The sequence below is a fragment of the Streptosporangium sp. NPDC000509 genome (genome assembly GCF_042898365.1).
Lineage (GTDB): Bacteria > Actinomycetota > Actinomycetes > Streptosporangiales > Streptosporangiaceae > Streptosporangium.
In genome coordinates this window covers 23,703-46,368 of sequence record NZ_JBIAYX010000013.1, presented here as the reverse complement: position 1 = coordinate 46,368, position 22,666 = coordinate 23,703, and the positions used below count along the sequence as shown (strand labels likewise).

At 69.3% G+C, this 22,666-nt stretch carries 17 protein-coding genes and 1 riboswitch; of the genes, 12 read left to right on the top strand and 5 right to left on the bottom strand.

What is annotated here, in order from left to right:
* Positions 1-127: 127 nt before the first annotated feature.
* The 3 genes from ACFY3D_RS23795 (at position 128) to ACFY3D_RS23785 (ending at position 4,730) form a co-directional block, all read left to right on the top strand.
* Positions 128-2,185 carry an N-acetylneuraminate synthase family protein gene (locus ACFY3D_RS23795; RefSeq protein ID WP_362896976.1) on the top strand — a complete coding sequence of 686 codons (2,058 nt, stop codon included), beginning with the start codon at positions 128-130 and terminating at the stop codon, positions 2,183-2,185.
* Between the two features lie 323 nt (positions 2,186-2,508).
* A complete protein-coding gene (locus ACFY3D_RS23790) occupies positions 2,509-3,444 on the top strand; it encodes a glycosyltransferase family 2 protein (RefSeq protein WP_389982636.1) in 936 nt (311 codons plus the stop codon).
* The gene (locus tag ACFY3D_RS23785; RefSeq protein WP_389982633.1) at positions 3,441-4,730 is read left to right on the top strand and encodes a polysialyltransferase family glycosyltransferase; all 1,290 of its coding nucleotides are present in this window, start codon (positions 3,441-3,443) and stop codon (positions 4,728-4,730) included. Before ACFY3D_RS23790 ends, ACFY3D_RS23785 begins: the two co-directional genes overlap by 4 nt.
* Positions 4,731-4,853: 123 nt before the next feature.
* On the opposite strand, the gene ACFY3D_RS23780 is transcribed toward ACFY3D_RS23785, so the two are convergent.
* Positions 4,854-6,062, bottom strand: a complete 1,209-nt coding sequence (locus tag ACFY3D_RS23780) for a DUF6716 putative glycosyltransferase (protein WP_389982630.1) — start codon at positions 6,060-6,062, stop codon at positions 4,854-4,856.
* Between the two features lie 91 nt (positions 6,063-6,153).
* Positions 6,154-7,194 carry a hypothetical protein gene (locus ACFY3D_RS23775; RefSeq protein ID WP_389982627.1) on the bottom strand — a complete coding sequence of 347 codons (1,041 nt, stop codon included), beginning with the start codon at positions 7,192-7,194 and terminating at the stop codon, positions 6,154-6,156.
* Between the two features lie 728 nt (positions 7,195-7,922).
* Positions 7,923-8,061, top strand: a riboswitch (cyclic di-AMP (ydaO/yuaA leader).
* Between the two features lie 18 nt (positions 8,062-8,079).
* Here ACFY3D_RS23775 and ACFY3D_RS23770 point away from each other — a divergent pair.
* From ACFY3D_RS23770 to ACFY3D_RS23740, 7 genes are all read left to right on the top strand, one after another.
* Complete coding sequence (locus ACFY3D_RS23770) at positions 8,080-8,775, top strand: CHAP domain-containing protein (RefSeq protein ID WP_389982624.1); 696 nt, start codon at positions 8,080-8,082, stop codon at positions 8,773-8,775.
* A 429-nt stretch (positions 8,776-9,204) separates the two neighbouring features.
* Entirely contained in the window at positions 9,205-10,554 is a 1,350-nt protein-coding gene (locus tag ACFY3D_RS23765; protein WP_350943619.1) for an extracellular solute-binding protein, read from the top strand.
* Positions 10,555-10,637: 83 nt separating this feature from the next.
* Positions 10,638-11,615 carry a sugar ABC transporter permease gene (locus tag ACFY3D_RS23760; protein ID WP_350943621.1) on the top strand — a complete coding sequence of 326 codons (978 nt, stop codon included), beginning with the start codon at positions 10,638-10,640 and terminating at the stop codon, positions 11,613-11,615.
* Positions 11,612-12,514, top strand: a complete 903-nt coding sequence (locus ACFY3D_RS23755; protein ID WP_389772256.1) for a carbohydrate ABC transporter permease — start codon at positions 11,612-11,614, stop codon at positions 12,512-12,514. Before ACFY3D_RS23760 ends, ACFY3D_RS23755 begins: the two co-directional genes overlap by 4 nt.
* Before the next feature lie 35 nt (positions 12,515-12,549).
* On the top strand, positions 12,550-13,935 hold the full coding sequence (locus ACFY3D_RS23750; RefSeq protein ID WP_389982621.1) for a GH1 family beta-glucosidase: 1,386 nt from the start codon (positions 12,550-12,552) through the stop codon (positions 13,933-13,935).
* A 34-nt stretch (positions 13,936-13,969) separates the two neighbouring features.
* The gene (locus ACFY3D_RS23745; RefSeq protein WP_350943623.1) at positions 13,970-14,977 is read left to right on the top strand and encodes a LacI family DNA-binding transcriptional regulator; all 1,008 of its coding nucleotides are present in this window, start codon (positions 13,970-13,972) and stop codon (positions 14,975-14,977) included.
* 106 nt (positions 14,978-15,083) lie between these two features.
* Positions 15,084-16,085: a phosphotransferase family protein gene (locus ACFY3D_RS23740; protein ID WP_389982618.1), complete on the top strand. Its 1,002-nt coding sequence runs from the start codon at positions 15,084-15,086 to the stop codon at positions 16,083-16,085.
* Positions 16,086-16,179: 94 nt separating this feature from the next.
* On the opposite strand, the gene ACFY3D_RS23735 is transcribed toward ACFY3D_RS23740, so the two are convergent.
* The gene (locus tag ACFY3D_RS23735; RefSeq protein WP_362896983.1) at positions 16,180-16,611 is read right to left on the bottom strand and encodes a YkvA family protein; all 432 of its coding nucleotides are present in this window, start codon (positions 16,609-16,611) and stop codon (positions 16,180-16,182) included.
* 201 nt (positions 16,612-16,812) lie between these two features.
* Here ACFY3D_RS23735 and ACFY3D_RS23730 point away from each other — a divergent pair, with 201 nt between their 5' ends.
* Together ACFY3D_RS23730 and ACFY3D_RS23725 are read left to right on the top strand one after the other, a co-directional pair.
* Positions 16,813-18,030, top strand: coding sequence for an FAD-dependent oxidoreductase (locus ACFY3D_RS23730; RefSeq protein ID WP_389982615.1), 1,218 nt, complete (start codon positions 16,813-16,815; stop codon positions 18,028-18,030).
* Positions 18,031-18,095: 65 nt separating this feature from the next.
* On the top strand, positions 18,096-19,427 hold the full coding sequence (locus ACFY3D_RS23725; protein WP_362896985.1) for a class II 3-deoxy-7-phosphoheptulonate synthase: 1,332 nt from the start codon (positions 18,096-18,098) through the stop codon (positions 19,425-19,427).
* Positions 19,428-19,520: 93 nt separating this feature from the next.
* On the opposite strand, the gene trxA is transcribed toward ACFY3D_RS23725, so the two are convergent.
* Both trxA and ACFY3D_RS23715 read right to left on the bottom strand, forming a co-directional pair.
* Positions 19,521-19,892 (bottom strand): thioredoxin, encoded by a 372-nt coding sequence (gene trxA / locus ACFY3D_RS23720; protein WP_344748620.1) that lies wholly within the window; start codon positions 19,890-19,892, stop codon positions 19,521-19,523.
* A 291-nt stretch (positions 19,893-20,183) separates the two neighbouring features.
* The gene (locus ACFY3D_RS23715; RefSeq protein ID WP_389982612.1) at positions 20,184-22,565 is read right to left on the bottom strand and encodes an ExeM/NucH family extracellular endonuclease; all 2,382 of its coding nucleotides are present in this window, start codon (positions 22,563-22,565) and stop codon (positions 20,184-20,186) included.
* Positions 22,566-22,666 lie beyond the last annotated feature (101 nt).

Sequence of the window (22,666 nt, the reverse complement as noted above, 5' to 3'; positions counted from 1 at the left end):
GCGCGGAAAGTTAAGACTGGCGACTCTGGACGTTCAGCTCAGACACCCCTTTTCGGTCTATCCCCGTAGCTAGGTTCCTATGACACCCCAGCTCAGGGGCGTTCGCCGTATGTCATGAGGAGCCACCTTGCGAGTCCTGGCCGTTGTCCCCGCCCGTGGAGGTTCGGTGGGGGTCCCCCTGAAGAACCTGGCCGCGGTGGGCGGCACTCCCCTGGTCGCCCGTGCGGTACGAGCCTGCGTGCGCGCCGAGTTGGTCGACGAGGTCGTGGTCAGCACCGATCACGAGGGAATCGCCGAAGTCGCCCGCGCCGCGGGCGCGACCGTGATCGACAGGCCGGGAGAGCTGAGCGGCTCGACCGCCTCCAGCGAGTCCGCCGTGCTCCACGCGCTCGACCACGTCCCCGACGTTCCCGACGTGGTCATCCTGGTGCAGTGCACCAGCGCGTTCATCGACCCCGCCGACCTGGACGGCGCGATCGCGAAGGTCCTGGACGGCAGCGCCGACGTGGTGTTCTCCGGGCTGGAGACCCACGAGTTCCTCTGGGACGCCGCCGGCGCGGGCGTGAACCACGACCCGTCCTACCGTCCCCGCCGCCAGGATCGCGAGCCGCACTTCCGCGAGACCGGCGCGTTCTACGTGATGCGCACCGAGGGGCTGCGCGAGCACGGCCACCGCTTCTTCGGCTCCGTCGCCGTGCAGCAGGTGCCCTCGCGCCACGCCATCGAGATCGACACCCCCGAGGACCTGGAGATCGTACGGGCGCTCGCCCCCTTCGTCGACGAGCCCGAGCCGATCGACGTGGACGCGGTGATCACCGACTTCGACGGCGTGCACACCGACGACCGCGCCTACGTCGACCAGGACGGCCGCGAGACGGTCGCGGTGAGCCGTTCCGACGGCATGGGCATCTCGCTGCTGCGCCGCTCGGGCGTCAAGCTGATGATCATGTCCACCGAGCACAACCCGGTGGTCGCGGCCCGTGCCCGCAAGCTGGGCGTGCCCGTGCTGCAGGGCCTCACCGACAAGCAGACCGTGCTGCGCGACTGGCTCGCCATCGAGGGGATCGACCCGGCCCGCGTCGCGTACGTCGGCAACGACGTCAACGACCTGGGCCCGATGAGCGACGTCGGCTGGCCCGTCACGGTCCCCGACGCCCACCCCAGGGTCCGCGCCGCCGCCAGAACCGTACTGACCAGGCCAGGAGGCGCCGGGGCCGTACGGGAACTGTGTGACCGCGTCCTCGCGGCCCGCCCGGTGGACGAGGTCGCCGTCGCCCCCGCGCCGCGCGCCGAGCTGCGGCTCACCCCGACCGCCAGGCCCGTCCAGATCGGCGACGCGCTCGTCGGCGCCGGGCAGCCGGTCTACGTGATCGGCGAGATCGGCATCAACCACAACGGCGACCTGGACATCGCGCGCAGGCTCATCGACGTGGCGGCCGAAGCGGGCTGCCAGGCGGTCAAGTTCCAGAAGCGCACGCCGGAGATCTGCGTGCCGCTTGAGCAGCGCGACCAGATCCGGCAGACGCCCTGGGGCGAGATGACCTACATGGAGTACAAGATCAGGACCGAGTTCGGCCTGGACGAGTACACCCAGATCGCCAAGTACTGCCAGGAGCGCGGGCTGCACTGGTTCGCCTCGCCGTGGGACGTGCCGTCGGTGGAGTTCCTGGAGTCCATGAACGTCGTCACCCACAAGGTCGCCTCGGCGAGCGTGACCGACCTGGAACTGCTCCGCGCGCTCGCCGCGACCGGCAAGCCGATCATCCTGTCCACCGGCATGTCCACGCTGGAGGAGATCGACCGGGCGGTGGAGATCATCGGCACCTCCAAGCTGGTCCTGATGCACGCCACCTCCACCTACCCCCTGCCTCCCGAGGAGGCCAACCTCCGCGCGATCATCACCCTCCAGGAGCGGTACGGCGTGCCGGTCGGCTACTCGGGCCACGAGCGCGGCCTGCAGATCTCGCTCGCGGCGGTGACCCTGGGCGCGGTGACCGTGGAACGACACATCACGCTCGACCGCACCATGTGGGGCTCCGACCACGCCGCCTCCCTGGAGCCGGCCGGGCTGGAGCACCTGGTCCGCGACATCCGGATCATCGAGACCGCCCTGGGCGACGGCGTCAAGCGCGTCTTCCCCGGTGAAGAGGCTCCCAAGTCGCGGTTGCGCCGAGTCACTGTATGAATTGCGACGCTAACGCGTCGCGGTGAGGCGGGTGATTTGCGACGCTAACGCGTCGCGGTGAGGCCGCTCTTGTCCGGCTCGTTTTGTTTGCGACGCTAACGCGTCGCGGTGAGGCCGCTCTTACCCGGCTCCTTCCCTCGTCGAGGGAGGTCGCTCGTTCCTCGCGACCTCCCTCGTCGAGGGAGGTCGCTCGTTCCTCGCGACCTCCCTCTCCTCAGTCCAGTCGCCGGCGCGGCCTCACGGATAGTCCCATTGGGGGCCTCATGGGGGTGGTCCCGTGGGGAGGCAGGTGAAGCGGGTCGATATGAGGTGGGGATGGGAGGGTGGAGTTGATCAAGTTGTCGGTGGTGGTTCCGGTGCGGGACGCGGAGGGCTACATCGGTGACGCGCTGACCTCGCTGACCAGGAACGCGCGCAGGGACTTCGAGTTCATCGTGGTGGACGACGGCTCCGCGGACGCGACCGGGCAGATCATCGAGGACTTCCGCGACGACCTGCCAGGGTTGGCCGTGCTGCGCAACGAGGCGCCGGTCGGGCTGGCCGACGCGCGCAACCTCGGGGTCTCCCTGGCCTCCGGCCGCTATCTGACCTTCATGGACGGCGACGACTGGCTCGCGCCCGGATACCTGGAGAGCCTGGTCGGGGCGATCGAGCGGCTCGGCTGCGACTTCGTCCGGGTCGATCACGTCCAGGTGGAGGGCAGGAAACGGACGATTCACCGGGCGCCGCTCGCCACCCGGGAGGTGGTGGTGAAGCCGCGCGACCACATCCTGCCCGCCGAGTCGAAGACCATGGTCGACTACCCGTACGCGTGGGCGGGGATCTACCGCCGCGACCTCGGCGAGTTGCTGACCTTCCCGGGGCACCTGCACACCGCCGAGGACAGGCCGTGGATCTGGCGGCTGCACCGTGAGGCGGGTTCCTTCGCGGTGGTGTCGCTGGCCGGGCTGTTCTACCGGCGGATGGTGGCGGGCTCGCTGACACAGATCGGCGACGCGAGGCAGCTGCACTTCTTCGACGCCTTCGACCTGGTCTTCGAGGGCCTGGAGGAGGAGTTCACCCCCAAGGCGGTGCGGATGTTCCTCGCGCTTCTCGCCCACCACCTGGAGACGGGCGAGCGGTTCTCCCCCGAGCTGCGCGCCCGCTTCGAGGAGCGCGGCGCCGCGGCCCTGAGGCGCTTCCCCCCGGATCTGCTCGCCGAGATCCGTCTGGACCCGGAACGCGACCAGATCCTGCAGAGACTCCTGGAGGACCGATGACGCAGCTGTTCTACGCCTCGACCCTGTTCGGCGCGATGACACTGGCGGCGGCGATCGACGACGGCCGCTTCGGTCCCCGCGAAGGGCGCCGGATCCTGCTGGTGTCCAACAACGCGGCCATCCCGGAGATCACCCCGCCCCTGGACGAGGCGGCCGGTTTTGCCGCGCTGCGCCCGCATTTCGACGAACTCCACTCGTGGAACGAGATCATCGCCCCGCTGCATCCCTCGGACTGGAGGGCCCGCGTCATCGAGGTGCCGATGCTGAGCCGCCTGGTCGCCTCGCGTCTGTCCCTGGGTGACGGTCCCGCCGAGCTGATCCTGGAGTCCGTCGCGGTCCCCCCGGCCAGGACCCTGGGAGGGCTGGTCAGGGACTGTCCGATCACGGTCTACTCCGACGGCCTGATGAGCTACGGCCCGACCCGCGACCCGCTGCCGTCGGAGATCTCCGGGCGGATCACCCGCCTGCTCCACCTCGACCTGGTGCCCGGCCTCACGCCGTTGCTGTTGTCGGAGTACGGGGTTCCCGCCGAGTCCCTTCCCGGCCGGGCCTTCCTCGACGTGATCGGGAAGGTCGGCGGGGAGACCGGGGACGCGCGTTCGGGCCGGGCGATGATTCTCGGACAGTATCTGTCCGCCCTCGGCATCCTCACCCCCGAGGAGGAGGCGCGACTGCACGCCGACATGCTGCGCGGCCTCGTCGCCCGGGGATTTCGCGGCGTGCTGTTCAAGCCCCACCCGGTCGCCGGGCGCAGGCACGCCCAGCGGCTGCGCGAGACGGCCGCCGAGCTGGGCGTCGAGCTCGACGTGGTGGCGGAGACCGTACCCGCCGAGTCGTGCTTCGCCGGGCTGAGGCCCGAGCTCGTGGTCGGCTGCTTCTCCACCGCCCTGATCACCGCGAGCCGGTACTTCGGGCTCCCGGTGGCGACGTCGGGCGTCGAATCGGTCCTGGAGCGGCTCACCCCGTACGAGAACAGCAACCGGATCCCGGCCACCATCGCCGACGCCCTGCTGCCGCGCCTGTCGGCGGACGGCTCGCTGGAGGAACCGCCGCCGGTGGATCTTCCCACCCTGGTGAGCGCGGTCGGCTACTGCATGCGGGCCGAGGTGTATCCGGGGCTTCGCGAGAGCGCCACCGCCTACCTGGAGGCGCACGGCACCGCCCGCTACTTCAAGCGCCAGCGTCTCGGCGCCCTGGATCTGATCACCGCTCCCCCGGCCGCCGCCCCCAGGGAGCGGAGCCCGCTGGGCAGGCTCCGCGACCGCCTGTCGAAGGCGCTCCCCTAGGGAGAAGGTCGGGTAACCACGCAGAGGCGTTGATCGACATAGGACGCGGCCAGGCCGATCCGTTGCGAACCGCGGTTTCACCCGGTGGCCGGACATCGCCCGGCCCCTACCCCGACCGGTGCTCTAGAGTCGGCCGAACCCCTTGAGGTAGCGGCGCATCCGGCGCTTGGCGCGGTAGCCGACGCGCAGCATATTCGGCGGCACCTCCACGCGCATGCGGGCGCGGCGGCGGGCGGTGGTGTACTCGGGACCTTCGAGCAGGGACATCGCCGGGGCGAGGCGGCCCGAGCGAGCCTTTCCCACCAGGGAGACCATCCGCGACACCCAGTCGCTCTCGCCACCGGGGTGGAAGTAGTTGACCTTGCACCAGGCGTCGTCCGGGTGCAGGAAGCGCCCGGCGGAGAGGTCGTCGAGGGTGCCGAGCAGGCCGCTGTCCTCGAAGACCAGATTGATCATCTCGGCGCCGACCCCGAAGTCCGACAGCACCAGGAGCGGTACCTTCTGGGCGATCGCCTCCAGCGCGGCGGTCGAGCTGACGGTGACGAAGCCCACCGCGTGGGCCAGGTGCTCGTGCATGGGCCCCACCGCGAAGCGCACGGCCTCGGCGCGCACCCGGCCCTCCTCGGCGAGCGACTGCCACAGGCGCTGGTAGTGGTAGCGCTCGTTGTGGGTCTGACGCTCGGTGTCCAGGGCCCGAAGCTTGACGACGACGTCCAGGTCGGGCCGCTTTGCGGCCAGCTCGGCCAGGGCGAGCAGGACGCGTTCGCGCTCCTCCCTGCGTTTGGGCACCTTGGCCTGGGTGGCGAACACCACCCGGTCGCGCGGCCCGGTGGCGGCGATCTCCGCGTCACCGCGCAGGAACGGCAACCTGGCCAGCCCGATCTGGCCGCCCCCGCCCAGTCTGGCGCCGATCTCGGAGAACTCCTCGACCTCCCGGCCGCTGTGCAGCACGAACAGGTCGCATCCGCTGCGGAACAGCCACGCCTTCTCGGTGGCGGGGACGGAGATGCCCGGCAGCCCCGAGACGAACACCGGCCGGGGCCGCAGCCCGGTCAGCACGTCTGCGGTCAGCACGTCCACCACCGGTCCCGTACAGGCGACGAGCACCACGTCGGGTCTGAATCGTTCGGCGGCCCGGCGCAGCGCGCGGGCCGACAGCACCGGCGGGTCTGCCGCCGAGCCCGCCACGGCGGCGTGGATCTGCGCCGGCGAAGGGGTGATGGGGGTGCGGACGACCGCCAGTTCCGACTCACAGCCTGCGGGCAGGTCCCGCAGCAGACAGGCCGCCCACTTCAGGTAGGAGTCGGAGTCGGCCACGGCCAGGACCTTCAAAGAAAACCTCCGGCGGGGAATTCCCCGGTTTCGTGTGCGGGCACGGTGTGCGTGGCGCGAGCGGCGAGCCCGCCCGGCCTCGGCCGTCGGGTCATGACCCGGTGACTCCCGTGTCGTGATGGGCGAACCTCGACAGGTGGGAGCGCAGTGACGGCGCCGCCTCGGCCGTCCACCACTCGTCGGGAACGTCCACCGTCTCCACGGCGACCCCCCGGGCCGAGAGCAGGACCCGCAGGGAGGTGACCGCGGTGGACGGCAGGCTCAGCACCCGCTGCTCGGCGGCCAGGCCGCGCAGGGTCATCTCGGCGGGGATCCCGCCGTCGTAGACGGTGATTCCCGGCTGCTCCCCGACCCGGGCCAGGTCGCCGGGGTCCTCGCGGCGGTGCGGGAAGTAGGCCACCGGCTCGGCCGATCCGAGCCCGGCCAGCCAGCCGAAGTAGCGTTCGCGGTGGATCAGGCCGTTGCGGACCAGCGAGGTGCCGAGGACGACGGTGCGCTCGGCGGGGCGGGGCCTTCGCAGCGGCTGGGATCGCAACCAGGCGAAGTCGTGGGTGACCAGCTCGACTCCCCTGGCACGTACGGCCTTCGCCAGGTCGGAGGGCACCGGCAGCGCGGTGAAGATCGACAACCGCCCCGCGCGGGCGGCGGCGCGCAGCCTGAGCCCGGCCGCCGTGGCGAGGACGGTCCTGAGCCTTCCCGTCTTCCCCCTCGCCCTCAGCAGGGGCGTTCCCGTCCTGCCGGTGAGCAGTTCCAGGAGCCTGATGGTGGCGAGCCCGTCGTCGACGATCACGATCCGGCCGGGGGACGCGGTGAGCCAGCGGAACTGGACCTTGCCGGAGAAGGCGTCGCCCACCGCCCAGGTCTCCCCCCGGCGCGGCCGGGGCATGTCCGGGCGCGCCGGGGTGAGCTCAAGCCCTCTCGGCAGGGTGAGGCGGCCGAGTTCGCGGCCTGTCACGGCCAGCGGGCGGAGTTTCGCCCGGGGGACGAGATGGCTGCGAGCGCCGAGCAGCCCGGCATGGTGGGCCTCCACCGCGCAGAGCATCTGCAGCGGGGATTCCACCCAGGCGATGGCCGAATCCTGCTCCCGCGCGTGGTCTCGACCGTCCTCCACGCCGGGCGATGACCCGTTCACGACTGGCACAACCTAACCCGGTGGCCTTAAGGAGCAGGGAACTGCGGGTGAACAACCGACCACGCGAGATTGCAGATGATCTCTCTGGTCTTTACCTCTCCGCCGCCACCGTCCGAGATCGGATACGACCGGATGTCCGTCGGGCGGGCCGGCGTCGGCGGGGCCACGACGATTCATCGTCGCGGGCCGGGCGGGGAGGCGCCGGCCGTGGACCCCGATCATCTGGAGGCCGCGAGAACCTCCTCGGACATGGTCGTGAGCCGCCGGGTCCCGTGCGCGCTCTCCGGCACTTCCATGGGAGAACTCCTACCATCCGCATACTTTTTACCATCGAATACTTGTTCTAAAAAATGGTGATTATACGATCTTCGACGGAGGGTCTCCCCTCGCGCGATAGCACACCCTGGCCGACGCCTCGCGGACGGGTCGGGAAAACCCGGATCGCCGTGAAAGTGGGGGATCCCGGACGTCCCTCCACCCCCGGAGGGAGGTGCGCCCGGCGCCGGAGGGACGTGATCGACTCCTCTCTCCCTCGCCAGGCGGCACCCCGCCGTACCCCCTCATTTGGGACGTATTACCAAGTCAGAGCAATGTGTCCCACTTGTAATCGTCTGCCGGGTTGTCGTACGTTCGTCCTGTTCATGGCAATTGTCTAGGTCTATACAGATCTGTGCATTGCCGTCACATTGCCCGACCGCGCTCCACCCGGCGGAACCTTCCGCCGTCGGTGAGCACGGCCGCCGAATCCGCGAAGTCTGCGGAACCGGGGAACCACGTTCCTGGGGTGAATCAACGCACTCATGCGTCGTAGGGCACTTCCCAGCCCGAACCCGTCAGCTAACCCGGTAGGCGGTATGGAAGCGAAGCAAGGAGTCGAACCCCCGCATGACCAAGCATCGCCTCACCTCCACCCCCCGCGCCGTCTGCGCCGTCCTGGGCGCCTGCGCCGTCCTCGCGACGGGCACCACCGGCGCGGCTCTGGCCGACAGCCACGGCGTCGTGAACGCACCGCCCGCCGACACCCGCGCGCAGGACGCCGGGGCCGCGAAGACCTCCCTGCAGGTCATCGCCGAGAGCCTTCCCAAGGTCTCCGCCGCACAGATCCTGGACATCGCCTCCAAGCAGATCGGTGTCCGCGAGAACGCCCAGGGCGGTGGAACCAAGTTCCAGTCCTGGTACGTTTCGAGCCCTCGCGCCAAGGAGACCATGGCCCGCGACGGCGGCAAGAGCGTGTACGAGTACGCCAACGCCCCCTGGTGCGCGATGTTCGTCTCCTGGGTCGGCGAGACGGCCGGCATCCGCCCCACGATGGGCTGGGACGCCTACACCGTCACCCACGCCAAGTGGTTCAAGAACAACGGACACTGGGGCACCGTCCCCACTCCCGGCGCCGTCGTCTACTTCGACTGGGCCGGCGGCAAGAGCATCGAGGGCATCGACCACGTCGGCTTCGTGAAGAAGGACAACGGGAACGGCACGATCACCACGATCGAGGGCAACACCGGCAACGGCGTCGTCGAGGAGCGCGTCAGGCCCGTCTCCCAGGTCGTCGGTTACGGCTACCCGGTCTACTCGGACTGACCTCCGGCCACCCCGGCCCCCGCCGGTGAACGCGGACCGGTCATCACACTCCCAGGGGCACCGCTCGTTCGAGCGGTGCCCCTGACGATATTCCATATTCCACCCCGCCCGCCCCTCCCTCTCCCCTCCGCGAGCCCCGCACGGCCACGAAATGCCCCAACTGGTATGCCCGTGAGGTGGGAGCGCTCCCAATCACCCTTGTGGGAGGTATGTCAACCTTTCACACCAAAAGTCCCACCTAAAGCGGCTGGATGTAACGGTTGAGTTTCGGCATATTGACGTCCTGGTTGCCCATCGTCCACTCTTCGTGGGAGCGCTCCCAAAAGCACATTGAGGAACGATCTCGTCGCGACGACCGCGTTTGTCGGGGACCGGTTCGCGATGTCGCCTCCCAATGAAGTTCGGGCGACCACCTGAGAGGGGTCCGGAATGTTGAACAACAAGCGACACGGCAAGCTCGCCGCCGTCGCGGTCATGGCGGCCACCGCCCTGGCCATCACGTCATGCAGCTCCAGCGAGCCGGCGGCACCCGCCGCGGAGGGCGGTTCCTCCGCCCCGGCCGAGCCGGTAACCATCACCGTGCACACCTTCGGTGGCGGTGAGAACTTCGGCTACGACAAGGCCGTGGAGACGTGGAACGCGGCGAACCCGAACATCCAGGTCAAGTACCAGAACCTGACCGACCGTTTCGAGGACGTCTACCTCCCGCAGCTGCTCCAGCGCCTGCAGGCGGGCAGCGGCGCGGCCGACATCATCGCCCTGGACGAGGGCGCGATGGGTCTCATGAAGGCCCGCCCGCAGTTCTTCACCGACCTCGCCGAGTACGGGCTGGACAGCCGTAAGGCCGACTTCCCCGCAGCGAAGTGGGACAACGGCATCAACGCCGACAACAAGCTCTTCGCCCTGGGCACCGACATCGGTGGCATGACCATGTGCTACCGCAAGGACCTGTTCGAGAAGGCGGGCCTGCCCACCGACCGCGAGGAGGTCGGCAAGCTCTGGCCGGACTGGAACGCCTTCAAGGCGATCGGTGAGAAGTTCAAGGCCGCCAACCCCGGCAAGACCGATCCCAAGTTCCTCGACGGCCCGAACACGCTCTACAACGTGATCCTGTCGCAGGAGGCGCCGAAGAACGGCAACGTCGCCTACTTCGACAAGAACAACCAGCTCATCATCGAGAGCAACCCGGCCATCAAGACCTCCTTCGACACGGTGAAGGACTTCAGCGAGGCCGGTCTGACCGCCAAGCTCGCCTCGTTCACCCCGCCGTGGAACGCCGCGATCAAGAAGGGCGCCTTCGCGACCATGGGCTGCCCTGCCTGGATGCTCGGCGTGGTCTCCGGTGCGGCCGGTGACGACAACAAGGGCAAGTGGGACGTCGCGGCCGTGCCCGGCGGCGCGGGCAACTGGGGTGGCTCCTACCTCGCGGTTCCCAAGCAGAGCAAGCACCCCAAGGAGGCCGCCGAGGTCCTGAACTACCTCACCGGCAAGGAGGGCCACGTCATGGCCTTCCAGGAGGCTGCGGCCTTCCCGAGCTCCATCCCCGCCCAGCAGGACCCGGCGGTCGCCGACCTGAAGAACCCGTTCTTCAACGACGCGCCGACCGGTCAGATCTTCGGTGCCTCGGTCAAGGACCTGCTGCCCGTCTTCCTCGGCGAGAAGCACGCCCAGGTCAAGACCGCGGTGGAGAAGGTCCTCGAGGGCATGGACCAGGGTTCGGTCCCCTACGACCAGGCCTGGACCAAGTTCCTTGAGGCCGGCGTCAAGGCAGCGGGCTGATCCCCGTACCGCCCCGCATCGGCCCGGCTGTGGCGATCCCGCAGCCGGGCCGGTCGCCTGCCCCCGCTGAAAGGCTCTGACCGATGACACTGCACGTCGACTCCCCGGCCGCGCCGCCACGGCCCGGCCCCCGCCGGTCCGGCGGGCGCCGCGGACCGAAGCAGGGCGGTGGGTGGTCTCGCTTCGACCTCCGGGCGACCCCCTACTTCCTCGTATCCCCGTACTTCCTGCTTTTCGCCGTCTTCGGCGTCTTCCCCCTCGGCTACACCCTCTGGGTCTCCCTGCACGACTGGGAGCTCGCCGGAGACAAGACTCTCGTCGGCCTCGACAACTACATCGAGCTGATCACCGACGAGGCCTTCTGGAACGCGGTGATCAACACCCTCGGCATGTTCGTCATGTCGACGATCCCGCAGCTCGTCCTGGCCCTCCTGCTGGCCAACGCGCTCAACAAGCGCATCCGGGGACGGCTCTTCTTCCGCCTCGGCGTACTGCTGCCGCTGATCACCTCCGTCGTCGCCGTCGCCGTCGTCTTCACCCAGCTCTACGGGCGCGACTACGGCATGATCAACTGGTTCCTGAGCTTCTTCGGGGTCGACGCGATCAACTGGCAGAACGAGAAGTGGTCCGCGTGGATCGCGATCTCCACGATGATCGACTGGCGCTGGACCGGCTACAACTCGATCATCCTGCTCGCCGCCATGCAGACCATCCCCAAGGACCTCTACGAGGCCGCCGCCATCGACGGCGCCACGCCCAGGCGGCAGTTCTGGCAGATCACCATCCCGATGCTCCGCCCGACGATCATCTTCGTCGTCTTCATCTCCACCATCGGCGGCCTGACGCTGTTCACCGAGCCGGTCATGTTCGACGGCAACCCGACGATGAGCGGTGGCGCCACCGGCCAGTACCAGACCGTGGCGATGTTCATCGTCAAGGAGGCATTCCGCGACTTCGACTTCGGCTACGCCGCCGCGGCCTCGTGGCTGCTGTTCGCACTGATCCTCATCGGGACACTCATCAACTACTCCTTCACCCGCCGTATCGGGGGTTCCAAGTGACGGCCACCCAGCTCCGGCGGCCCCCCGCGCAGCACTCCCGACGCCCCTCGGGCCAGTCGGCCGCGCGAAACCGCATCTGGGACGCGGGCCCGCTGACGAAGGTCGTCCTGGCCTTCGCCCTCGTGCTGTCGGCGTTCCCCATCTACTACATGTTCATCATGGCCACCCGGACCAACGAGGAGGCCATCGACGTACCCCCGCCGCTGTTCCCCGGCGGCCACCTCGGTGAGAACATCGCGCGACTGCTGTCCACCGAGGACGCCTACTTCATGACCGGCCTGATCAACTCGGCCATCGTCTCGGTCACCGTGACGGTCTCGGTCGTGCTGATCTCCACCCTCGCCGGCTTCGCCTTCGCGAAGCTGCGCTTCAGGGGCAGCAAGATCCTGCTGGGCCTGATCCTGGTGACGATGATGGTCCCGCTCCAGCAGATGGGCGTCGTGCCACTGTACGAGCTCATGGTCACGCTCGGCTGGACCGGTCAGCTGAAGGCGGTGATCCTGCCCTTCCTGGTCAACGGCTTCGGGGTCTTCATGATGACCCAGTACGCCACCCAGGCGGTGCCGGACGAACTGGTCGAGGCGGCCCGTGTCGACGGCGCCTCCACCATGCGCATCTATCTCAACGTCATCCTCCCGGCGCTCCGGCCGGGAATGGCGGTGCTCACGCTCCTGGTCTTCATGCAGACCTGGAACGAGTTCATGTGGCCGTTGATCGTGCTGAACCCGGACAACCCGGTGGTCCAGACCTCGATCGCGGCGCTCAACCAGGCCCACGGAACCGACTACGTGATGCTGTTCACCGGCACCGCGGCATCGGTCCTGCCGCTGTTCATCGTTTTCATCGCGTTCGGCCGCCAGATCGTCGGCGGACTCATGGAAGGTGCGGTCAAGGCGTGACCACGCAAGAGACGCGGATCAAGAGCCCGGATCTAATGTTTCCGACGAACTTCGTCTGGGGTGCGGCCACCTCCGCCTACCAGATCGAGGGCGCTGTCTCGGAGGGCGGCCGAGGCCGCTCCATCTGGGACACCTTCGTCAAGCAGCCGGGAAAGGTGGTGAACGGCGAGCACGCCGACATCGCCATCGACCATTACAACCGCTACCGGGACGACGTGCGGATGATGGCCGAACTCGGCCTCAGCGCGTATCGGTTCTCCGTCTCCTGGCCCCGGATCCAGCCCGAGGGGCGCGGGGCCGTCAACCCCGCGGGCATCGACTTCTACAGCCGTCTGGTCGACGAGCTCCTCTCCCGGGGCGTCGACCCGTGGGTGACGCTCTACCACTGGGACCTGCCCCAGCCCCTGGAAGACGCGGGCGGCTGGCCGGCACGGGACACGTCGAAGCGCTTCGCCGACTACGCGATGGCCGTGCACGACGCGCTGAGCGACCGGGTCCGTAACTGGAGCACGGTCAACGAGCCCTGGTGTTCGGCGTACCTCGGGTACGCCTCGGGAGAGCACGCCCCCGGGCGGCGTGAGCCGGAAAAGGCGGTGTACGCCGCCCACCACCTCCTGCTCGCGCACGGCCTGGCCGCGCAGGCGATCCGTGCCCAGCGGCCGGAAAGCATGATCGGCGGCTGCGTCAACCTGTACGCGATCTCGCCCCAGACCTCCTCGGAGGCCGACCAGGACGCCGCCCGCCGCATCGACGGGCTGCAGAACCGTTTCTTCCTGGACGCCCTGCTCAAGGGCGAGTACCCCGAAGACGTCCTGGTGGACCTCGGCCGGCCCGAAGGGCTCGTCCACGACGGCGACATGGAGATCATCTCGACGCCGCTGGACAAGCTGCTGATCAACTACTACAGCCGCTTCACCGTCTCGGGAACCCCCGGCGGCGCCGCGTCGGCCGCGGCGGCACCCACCGACAGCGGGTCGCCCTGGGTGGGCAGCGAGCACGTGTCGTTCGTCGAGGGCGGGCGCCCCGTGACGGCCATGGGCTGGGAGATCGACCAGGCGGGACTGCTGGAGATCCTGCACCGGCTGGCCACCGAGTACCCGCGCGTCCCGCTGGTCATCTCCGAGAACGGCGCGGCCTTCGACGACGTCGTGGGCCCCGACGGGGTCGTCCACGACCGCGACCGAGTCGACTACTTCGACGCCCACCTGCGCACCTGCCACGCCGCCATCGAGGCCGGGATCCCGCTGGAGGGCTACTTCGCCTGGTCGCTGATGGACAACTTCGAGTGGGCGTGGGGGTACGGCAAGCGGTTCGGGCTGGTACACGTCGATTATGAAACCCAAATTAGAGTTCCCAAAGAGAGCGCTCTCTGGTATGCCGGGACCATCAGGCGTGGAGGCCTGAGCGGTCCGGCAGAATAGGGGCCGGGAAATTCATCACTGGGGGCACAATCACATGAACGGCGACCGTCGTCCGACGCTTGAGGCGGTCGCGGCCCTGGCAGGTGTCGGCCGGGGCACGGTGTCGCGGGTCATCAACGGCTCGCCGAAGGTGAGCGAGAGGGCTCGCGACGCCGTGCTGCGGGCGATCCAGGAGCTGGGTTACGTGCCCAACCGGGCGGCCCGCGCGCTGGTCACCCGGCGCACCGACACCGTGGCGCTGGTCGTCTCGGAGTCGGAGCTGAGGGTCTTCGACGAGCCGTACTTCGCCGGGACCATCCGCGGCATCGGCTCGGCCCTGTCGGAGACCGGCCTGCAACTGATCCTCGCGATGGCGCAGTCGGCGCAGGAGCACGAGCGGCTGGAGCACTATCTGACCGGGCAGCACGTCGACGGGGTGCTGCTGATCTCCCTGCACGGCGCCGACCCGCTGCCGGGGCGGCTGGAGGCGATGGGTGTGCCGACCGTCATCGGCGGTCGGCCGGTCGGCCTCACCCCCTACAGCTACGTCGACGTCGACAACCGGGCCGGGGCCAGGCAGGCGGTCAAATACCTGCTGAGCAAGGGCCGCCGCCGGATCGCCACCATCGCGGGCACCCAGGACATGGGCGTGGGCGTCGACCGGCTCGCGGGCTACCGCGACGCGCTGATCGCGACCGGCGTGAGCGAGATGGTGACGTACGGCGACTTCAGCGAGGAGAGCGGCATGGCGGCGATGCACAGGCTGCTCGCCGAACACCAGGACCTCGACGCCGTCTTCACCGCCTCCGACCCGATGGCGCTGGGTGCGATGCGTGTGCTGCGCGAGGCGGGAAAGTCGATTCCCGGTGACGTGGCGGTGATCGGCTTCGACGACTCCCCCGCGGGGGCGCACTCCTCACCCGCTCTGACCACCGTGCACCAGCCCACCGAGTCGATGGGCCGGCAGATGGCCCATCTGCTCGTCGCCCGCATCAACGGCGAGCAGCTGGAGCAGCCGGTGGTCATACTGGACACCCACCTGATCGAGCGCGACTCCGCCTGACCTGCCCTTCAAGGGTCGGCGCCAACCTTCCTCCCCTGCCCCGGCGCGCCGTGTTCAGGCCGCACCACCGTTCCCCAGCCGCGCCGAGGCAGGACGAGGTAGGACAATGGACAGCAGGACGAAACGCCCGCTCACGCTCGCCCAGCTCGACGCACTGGCGCGGCGGGCCCTGGGGGTCGGCCTCTCCTCCGGCACCGAGTCCGTCACCGAGCTCACCGGCGGCTTCGCCAACGCCGTGTGGCGGCTCACCCTGCTGGACGGGCGGGAGGTGGTCATGAAACTGGCACCGCCGCCCGAGCTGGAGCAGCTGCGCTACGAGCGCAACCTGTTGCGTACCGAGGCCACGGTCTACGGCCTGGCCGCTCAAGCGGGGATTCCGGTCCCCGAGCTGCTGCGCGCCGGGTTCGACGATCCGGTGCTGGGCGGCGACTACCTGGTCCTGTCCGTCCTCGACGGGGTGCCCTGGAGCCGGGCGAAACCGGCGGAGGCCGATCGGCGGGCCCTGCGCAGAGAGCTCGGCGGCCACCTGGCCAGGCTGCACGCGATCACCGGCGACGTCTACGGCTATCCGTACGCGGGCCTGACCGGGAGCACGTGGCGGGAGGCGTTCCTGGTGATGACCGATGCGATCCTGGCCGACGCGGGCCGCTACGCCACCCCGCTGCCGAGGCCGGTGTCCGAGATCGCGGCGGCGATCGAGGCGGGTGCGAGCGCGTTGGAGGAGGTCGTGACGCCCTGCCTCGTCCACTTCGACCTGGGGTCGGGCAACGTCTTCCTGACCCGCGACGAGACACCGCGCATCCAGGCGATCATCGACCACGAGCGGGCCTTCTGGGGTGACCCGCTCGCCGACTTCGTCGTCCCGACGATCTTCGGCGAGCTGGAGGAGTCCGATCCGATCGTCGCCGGATACCGCGACGCGGGCGGCGTCGTGGAGTTCACCGGCCCCGCCCGTACCCGGATGGTCCTCTACCGTCTCTACCTGGCGCTGATGATCCTGATCGAGAACGGCCCCCGCCGGTACCCGGAGAAGGAGTACGCCCCCCTGCGCGACCGCTGCGCCGCCGACGTGCTCGAAGCCCTCGACAAGCTCTCGGCGACGCCGTGACCCGCGTCACTCGGGTGACCTGAGCCGCTCGTCGCCGCCGACACGGGAAGGCACGGACGGACACGGGAAGGCGCGGACGAGCGGCGACTCGCGATCATCCGGGCCCTCCGACGAGGCGTCGTACGACGGCGAGCCCTTCGGGCGTACCGGGCCAGTGTCCTGCCAGCGCGTCCGGGCCCGCACGCCTGACGACCGACCGCAGGACGAAGGCGACGACGATCGCGTCGTCGGCGTAGCCGAGCACCGGGATGAAGTCGGGGATCAGGTCGATGGGCAGTGCCAGGTAGCCCAGCAGCAGCCACAGCCGGACCCGTACCCCGCGAGGCAGGCCGTCGTCGCGCGCGAGCCTGGCGACCAGGCGGAGCAGGTCGGGCAGCAGGCGTAACGCCTCACCCAGGGCGCCGCCCCTGGGGCGCGCCATCACCAGGAAGACGGCGAGCACGAGCCAGAGCAACAGCATGCCCCCCGCGATCGCCGCGGCCACCTGCCAGACCTCGGCCACCTTGCTCACCTTCCTCGCTCTCACCGGTCCTCACCGGTTCTCGCCGCCCGCGAACGCCTTCGCGCCGACGGCTCCGAAGCACCAGAACGGGTATGGCCGAACCGTAGGTCAGGATACGCGTCCTCGGGGAGACGGCCCGAGGCGGAAGGCTCTGGTCACCGTTATCACCCCGAACCTGTTTCCTTCTTCCGGATCCTGTGTCAGAATTTCACTAGGTGATGAATTATGCGGAGAAACACATGCGTGATCGCCGGGGGCGGCCCGGCGGGGGCGATGCTGGCGCTGCTGCTGGCCAGGGCCGGCGTCGAGGTGACGCTCCTGGAGAAACACGAAGACTTCCTGCGGGACTTCAGGGGTGACACCATCCACCCCTCGACCCTGCAGATCCTCGACGAGCTGGGGCTGGCCGAGGAGTTCCACCGGCTCCCGCACCGCAAGGCGTACACGATGGAGATCCGCACCGACGACGCCACGGTGCCGATCGCCGACCTGAGGCGGCTCAAAGGCAGATATCAGTACATCGCCTTCGTGCCGCAGTGGGACTTCCTCGACCTGCTGACCACCGCCGCCGGGCGCTATCCGAACTTCCGCCTCATCATGAAGGCCGAGGTGTACGGGGTGATCCGCGAGGGCGACGCGGTGCGCGGGGTCCGCTACCGAGACCCCTCGGGCGAGCACGAACTGCGCGCGACCCTCACCGTGGCCGCCGACGGCCGCCACTCCGACGTACGCCGGGCCGCAGGCCTCGTCCCCGTCGAGCACAGCGCCCCCATGGACGTGGTCTGGTTCCGGCTGCCGCGCGAGCCCTCCGACCCCGACGAGACGTTCCTGCGGGTGTCCAACGGCCACATGATGGTGTCGATCAACCGCGAGACCTACTGGCAACTCGCCTACCTGATCCCCAAGGGCGGCTTCGAAACCCTGCGCTCGGAGGGGATCGAGGCGCTGCGCGGGCCGGTCGCCAGGCTCCTGCCCTTCCTCGGCGACCGGACCGGACGGCTGCGGGACTTCGGGGAGGTCAGCGTGCTCTCGGTCGCGCTCAACCGGCTGCGCCGCTGGCACCGCCCCGGCCTGCTGGTCATCGGCGACGCCGCGCACGCCATGTCGCCGATCTTCGGCGTCGGCATCAATCTGGCCGTACAGGACGCGGTCGCCGCCGCGAACCTGCTGGCCGGGCCACTCGCCTCCGGGTCCGAGATTCCCGAATCCCTGCTCGCCAAGGTCCAGCGGCGGCGCACCCCACCCACCATGATCACCCAGTTCGCCCAGCGCGTCGTCCAGAGCCGGCTGATCCGCCCGACGCTGAGCGAGCGCGGCCGGCCGGTGCGGCTACCGCGCGACATCTCCCACCTTCCACTCATCGGCTCGCTAGCCAGGCGTTTTGTCGGATTTGGCGTCCTCCAGGAGCATGTTTCCAGCCCCGAGGAATCTCACCAGGTATAAAGTCCTTCTCACTACGTGGACGATCGGGTCTGTTCCGACACCCGGTTGCAATAACCTGGTATGTCGTGAGCATCAACCTCGAATCCTGGCGGCGGCTGCCCGCGGCACAGCAGCCCGAGTGGCCCGACCGTGGCGAGCTGGAGAAGGTCGTCACCGAGCTGAAGAGCCTCCCGCCCCTCGTCTTCGCGGGCGAGTGCGACAACCTCAAGGCCGACCTCGCGGCGGTGGCGCGGGGAGAGGCCTTCGTCCTCCAGGGCGGAGACTGCGCCGAGACCTTCGCCGGTGCCACCGCCGACGACGTGCGCAACAAGCTCAAGACGCTGCTCCAGATGGCCATCGTACTGACCTACGCGGCGAAGGTCCCCGTGGTGAAGATCGGCCGGATGGCCGGGCAGTTCGCCAAGCCGCGCTCGAAGAACACCGAGATCCGCGACGGTGTCGAGCTGCCCGCATACCGGGGCGACATGGTCAACGGCTTCGAGTTCACCGCCGAGTCCCGCGTTCCCGACCCCTGGCGGCTGCTGCGGGCCTACCACTCCTCGGCGGTGACGCTCAACCTGGTCCGCGCCTTCACCAAGGGCGGCTACGCCGACCTGCGCCAGGTGCACGCCTGGAACCAGGACTTCGTGATCGAGTCCCCGGCCGGCAAGCGCTACGAGCAGCTCGCCCGCGAGATCGACCAGGCGCTCGCCTTCATGCGCGCCTGCGGGGCGGAGCCCGAGGAGTTCCACACCGTCGAGTTCTACTCCTCGCACGAGGCGCTGATCCTCGACTACGATCAGGCGCTCACCCGGATCGACTCGCGGACCGGCCGGCCGTACGACGTCTCGGCGCACATGGTCTGGATCGGCGAGCGCACCCGCCAGCTCGACGGCGCCCACCTGGAGTTCTTCGCCAGCATCCGCAACCCGATCGGCGTCAAGCTCGGCCCGACGACCAGCTCCGAGGACGCCCTCGCGCTGATCGAGAAGCTCAACCCCGACAACGAGGCCGGACGGCTCACCTTCATCACCCGGATGGGCGCGTCGAAGATCCGCGAGCACCTCCCCGAGCTGGTGGAGAAGGTGACCGCGAGCGGCGCCCAGGTGGCGTGGATCTGCGACCCCATGCACGGCAACACCTTCGAGGCGCCCAGCGGTCACAAGACCCGCCGCCTGGACGACGTCCTGAACGAGGTGGCGGGCTTCTTCGAGGTGCACCGCGCGCTCGGCACCCACCCGGGCGGCGTCCACATCGAGTTCACCGGCGACGACGTCACCGAGTGCGTGGGCGGCGGCGCCGAGATCGTCGAGAACGACCTCGCCAGGCGCTACGAGACGGCCTGTGACCCGCGTCTCAACCGCGGCCAGTCACTCGACCTCGCCTTCCGGGTGGCCGAGCTCTACCGTTCGGTCTGATCTCACCGGCAGGTTCTGCCATCACGCGAAAGCCCCGCGCCATCGGTCTTCCTCCGGTGGCGCGGGGCTTTTCACGTGATCGGGAGCCGGGCATCAGCCCTTCTGCGCGCCCAGCTCGTTGGCGAGCTCGGCGCGGATCGCGTCCATGTCGAGCGCGCGAACCTGGCCGATGAGGTCCTCAAGGGCGGGCTCGGGCAGCGCGCCCGGCTGGGCGAAGACGACGATGCCATCGCGAATGGCCATGATCGTCGGGATCGAGGTGATCTCGAACCCCTGCGCGAGCGCCTGCTCGGCCTCAGTGTCGATCTTGCCGAACTTGATGTCGGTGTGCTTCGCCGACGACTTCTCGAAAATCGGCCCGAAGGTGCGGCACGGTCCGCACCAGGCCGCCCAGAAGTCCAGCAGGACGATCCCCTCGTCGGCGATGTCGTTGAAGTTCTTCTCGGTTACCTCGATGGTGGCCACCGGTGGCTCCTTCTGTCGTTCACGTCTGTATGGCTGGCATAACCACTTCCCCTCCCCGCGCATTCCATCCCGCCATCCCGCCGGGCATGCTCCTCGCACGGCCCGCACGCCTCCCGCCCGGCGTCGCGCGTCGCACCGGATCTCTCCTTTCCCCGGAACCGGAACCGGAGGACGAGGGCGGGGGTCGGTCCCACGCCCCTCGCCGGCCGGGCCTGGCCTGGCCGGGTCATACGGCGAGACCTCCGCGGGGCGGCCCCGCGGAGGTCTCGCGTCAATGTGCCGTGGTCGCGATCAGTGCTTTCCACCGGTCAGCGTCAGTCCGATGATCACGGGGTCGTGGTCGGAGGAGCGGAACGCGTCGGGCTGGTAGAGGCTCGGCGGGTTGAACTCGGTGTTGTAGTCGAGGATCCGGCTCTCGTCGGCGTTGATGTGCCAGATCGTCGCGCTGGTCACGCGCTTGAGCAGGTCCTTGCCGACCAGGGCGTGGTCCAGCTCGCCGACCAGTCCGTCGAAGAGGTAGCTGTAGCGCAGCGGCGCCGGGACGAACCTCTTGGTCACGCTGGTCAGGCCCGCCGCCTCCAGGGTGTCGATCGGGTCCTCCTCGCCGTAGGCGTTGAGGTCGCCGAGGACGAGCGGGTTGGTCAGCTTCAGGCTGTCGATCAGGCCCAGCGTCGCCTGCGCCTGGCGGACGCGCTCGCCGTTGTAGCAGCTCTGCCCGTCACCCTGGTCGGCGTCGGGGCCCACCGCCTGCGCGTCGCAGCCCTTGGACTTGAAGTGGTTGACCAGCACGGTGAAGGACTGGCCGCCCTGGACCCTGCGGAAGGTCTGGATCAGCGGAGGCCTGCGGAAGACCGGGTCGGTGGAGGAGCGCGCGGCACCCACCGGCTCGACCCTGCCCGGCTTGTAGATGGCGGTCACGTGGATCAGGTCGGTGCCGGGATAGGGGTGGGTGATCGCCGCGTAGGTGCCCGCGCCGACCTCGGCGTTGAGCGCGTCGACCAGGGCCTGCACCGCGGTCTGGCCGTTGTTCTGGACCTCCATGAGGCCGACGACGTCGGCGTTCATGCCCTTCAGCGCGGCGACGAGCTTGGCCAGCTGGCGCTGCTGCTCGGGGGCGTTGCTCGCGCCGCGCGAGCCGAGGGTGGTGAACCAGTTGAGCGTGTTGAGGCTGGCCACCTTGACGTTGCCGATGACCGGGAACGGCGCGGGCAGGCGCGGGTTGGTCCGCAGGAAGTTGACCTGCTTGGTCGGCTGGAGGCGGTACTTGCCGAAGCCGTACCCCATCACACCGGTGACGCCGAGCGCGGTGTCACCAAGACGAACGGTGCGCGGGTCGGTGTAGGGGATCGTCGCCGGGTTCTCCACCGTGGAGCCGTCGTCCAGCAGCAGGGTGCGCCGCGCGTTCTTGGCGGCGTCCACTCCCGCCCGGTCGGTCGGCTGGAACACCCGCCCCCCGGAGGCGACGGTGACCTCGCCGTAGCGGCCCAGGTTGTAGTGGTCGTTGACGGTGAGCAGCTCGGGGAAGGTGACGAGCATGCTCTCGACGGGCTCGAAGGTCGCGCCCTCGGCGAGCGGCAGCTTCTGCTTGAGCGGGGTGATGGTGCCCTTTCCACAGACATCCACCGCGGTGACCGGCGACAGCTCGGTCCAGCCGTTGAACTCGATGACCCTGCCGGTGACCAGGACGCGGTCGCCGACCTTGACGTCCTTGAAGGTGTCGCGGGCGAAGGCGAACAGCCCCTCGGAGGTGGCCGGGTCGGAGTCGGGGGTCGGATCCTGCAGGAAGAAGCCGCTGAGCTGCGTGCTCTTCTGGAGGTCGGCGGTCACGACGCCCTCGACGCGGACGGTCTGGCCCGCCAGCGGGCTGACGTCACCGCTCCCCTGCACCTGGGCGATCTGGTGGGTGACCGGAATCTCGCACGGCTCCCCCGTCGGCGTGGGCGTCGGGGTGGGGGTCGGCGTGGGCTCCACCGTCGGGGTCGGCGTGGGGGTGGGGGTCGGCTCGACATCGCCGCAGGGCGCGGGGGTGGTCGCCCGGTTGCGCGGCGCCGGGTCCCCTGTCTCCACGTCGTCACCGTTGACGTCGGTGTCGGCGCAGCCGTGGTCCTTGCGCAGGCCCGCCAGGGCGACCGCGAGGGCGGGGGCGGCGGTGCCCTCGAAGTAGTTGGCGCCGCCGTACCCGATCAGGTCGGCGATGAGTGCCGTCTGCTCCGGTGCGCAGGGAGCGGAGCCGCCGTTGCACGCCAGGCCCGTGGCCGAGCGGACCAGGGCCACCTTGCCCGCGGTGCCGCTCAGGTTGATCGTTCCTGTGGTGTCCGCGGCGGGCAGCGGGGAGCCGTTGGCGCCTCCGGCCAGCTGGACCAGGTGGTACTGGCCGGGCGCGAGGGTGCCCGCCAGGGGGACGACCGGGTTGGCGCCGAAGTTGCCCGTACCGGTGGCGCTCGCGTACTGGACGGACCAGCCGTCCAGGGCGACGGGCGCGGCGCTGCGGTTGAACAGCTCGACGTAGTCGTTGGCGAGCGGCGCTCCGGCGTTGCCGCCACCGCCGTAGACCTGGCTGATGACGACGGTGCCCGGTTCCGCCAGGGCCGGGGATGAGGCGAGGGCCGCGACGCCGGTGGTGGCGAGGCAGGCGGCCACGAGGGCGGCGAACGCCCGGGTTGAAGCACGCATGAACCGGAGCGTAAGGCTCCATGCATTGCTTATCACTCACATATAAGTGGATAGATAGTGAAATCCCGAATATTGACACTTCATGTCTATCCGACCCGGTC

What these genes read in the sequence shown, in the direction of transcription:
- ACFY3D_RS23785 (WP_389982633.1), top strand. Translation starts at nt 3,441, where the DNA reads ATGACGCAGCTGTTCTACGCCTCGACCCTGTTCGGCGCGATGACACTG.
- ACFY3D_RS23770 (WP_389982624.1), top strand. Translation starts at nt 8,080, where the DNA reads ATGACCAAGCATCGCCTCACCTCCACCCCCCGCGCCGTCTGCGCCGTC.
- ACFY3D_RS23765 (WP_350943619.1), top strand. Translation starts at nt 9,205, where the DNA reads ATGTTGAACAACAAGCGACACGGCAAGCTCGCCGCCGTCGCGGTCATG.
- ACFY3D_RS23760 (WP_350943621.1), top strand. Translation starts at nt 10,638, where the DNA reads ATGACACTGCACGTCGACTCCCCGGCCGCGCCGCCACGGCCCGGCCCC.
- ACFY3D_RS23750 (WP_389982621.1), top strand. Translation starts at nt 12,550, where the DNA reads ATGTTTCCGACGAACTTCGTCTGGGGTGCGGCCACCTCCGCCTACCAG.
- ACFY3D_RS23745 (WP_350943623.1), top strand. Translation starts at nt 13,970, where the DNA reads ATGAACGGCGACCGTCGTCCGACGCTTGAGGCGGTCGCGGCCCTGGCA.
- ACFY3D_RS23740 (WP_389982618.1), top strand. Translation starts at nt 15,084, where the DNA reads ATGGACAGCAGGACGAAACGCCCGCTCACGCTCGCCCAGCTCGACGCA.
- ACFY3D_RS23730 (WP_389982615.1), top strand. Translation starts at nt 16,813, where the DNA reads ATGCGGAGAAACACATGCGTGATCGCCGGGGGCGGCCCGGCGGGGGCG.
- ACFY3D_RS23715 (WP_389982612.1), bottom strand. Translation starts at nt 22,565, where the DNA reads ATGCGTGCTTCAACCCGGGCGTTCGCCGCCCTCGTGGCCGCCTGCCTC.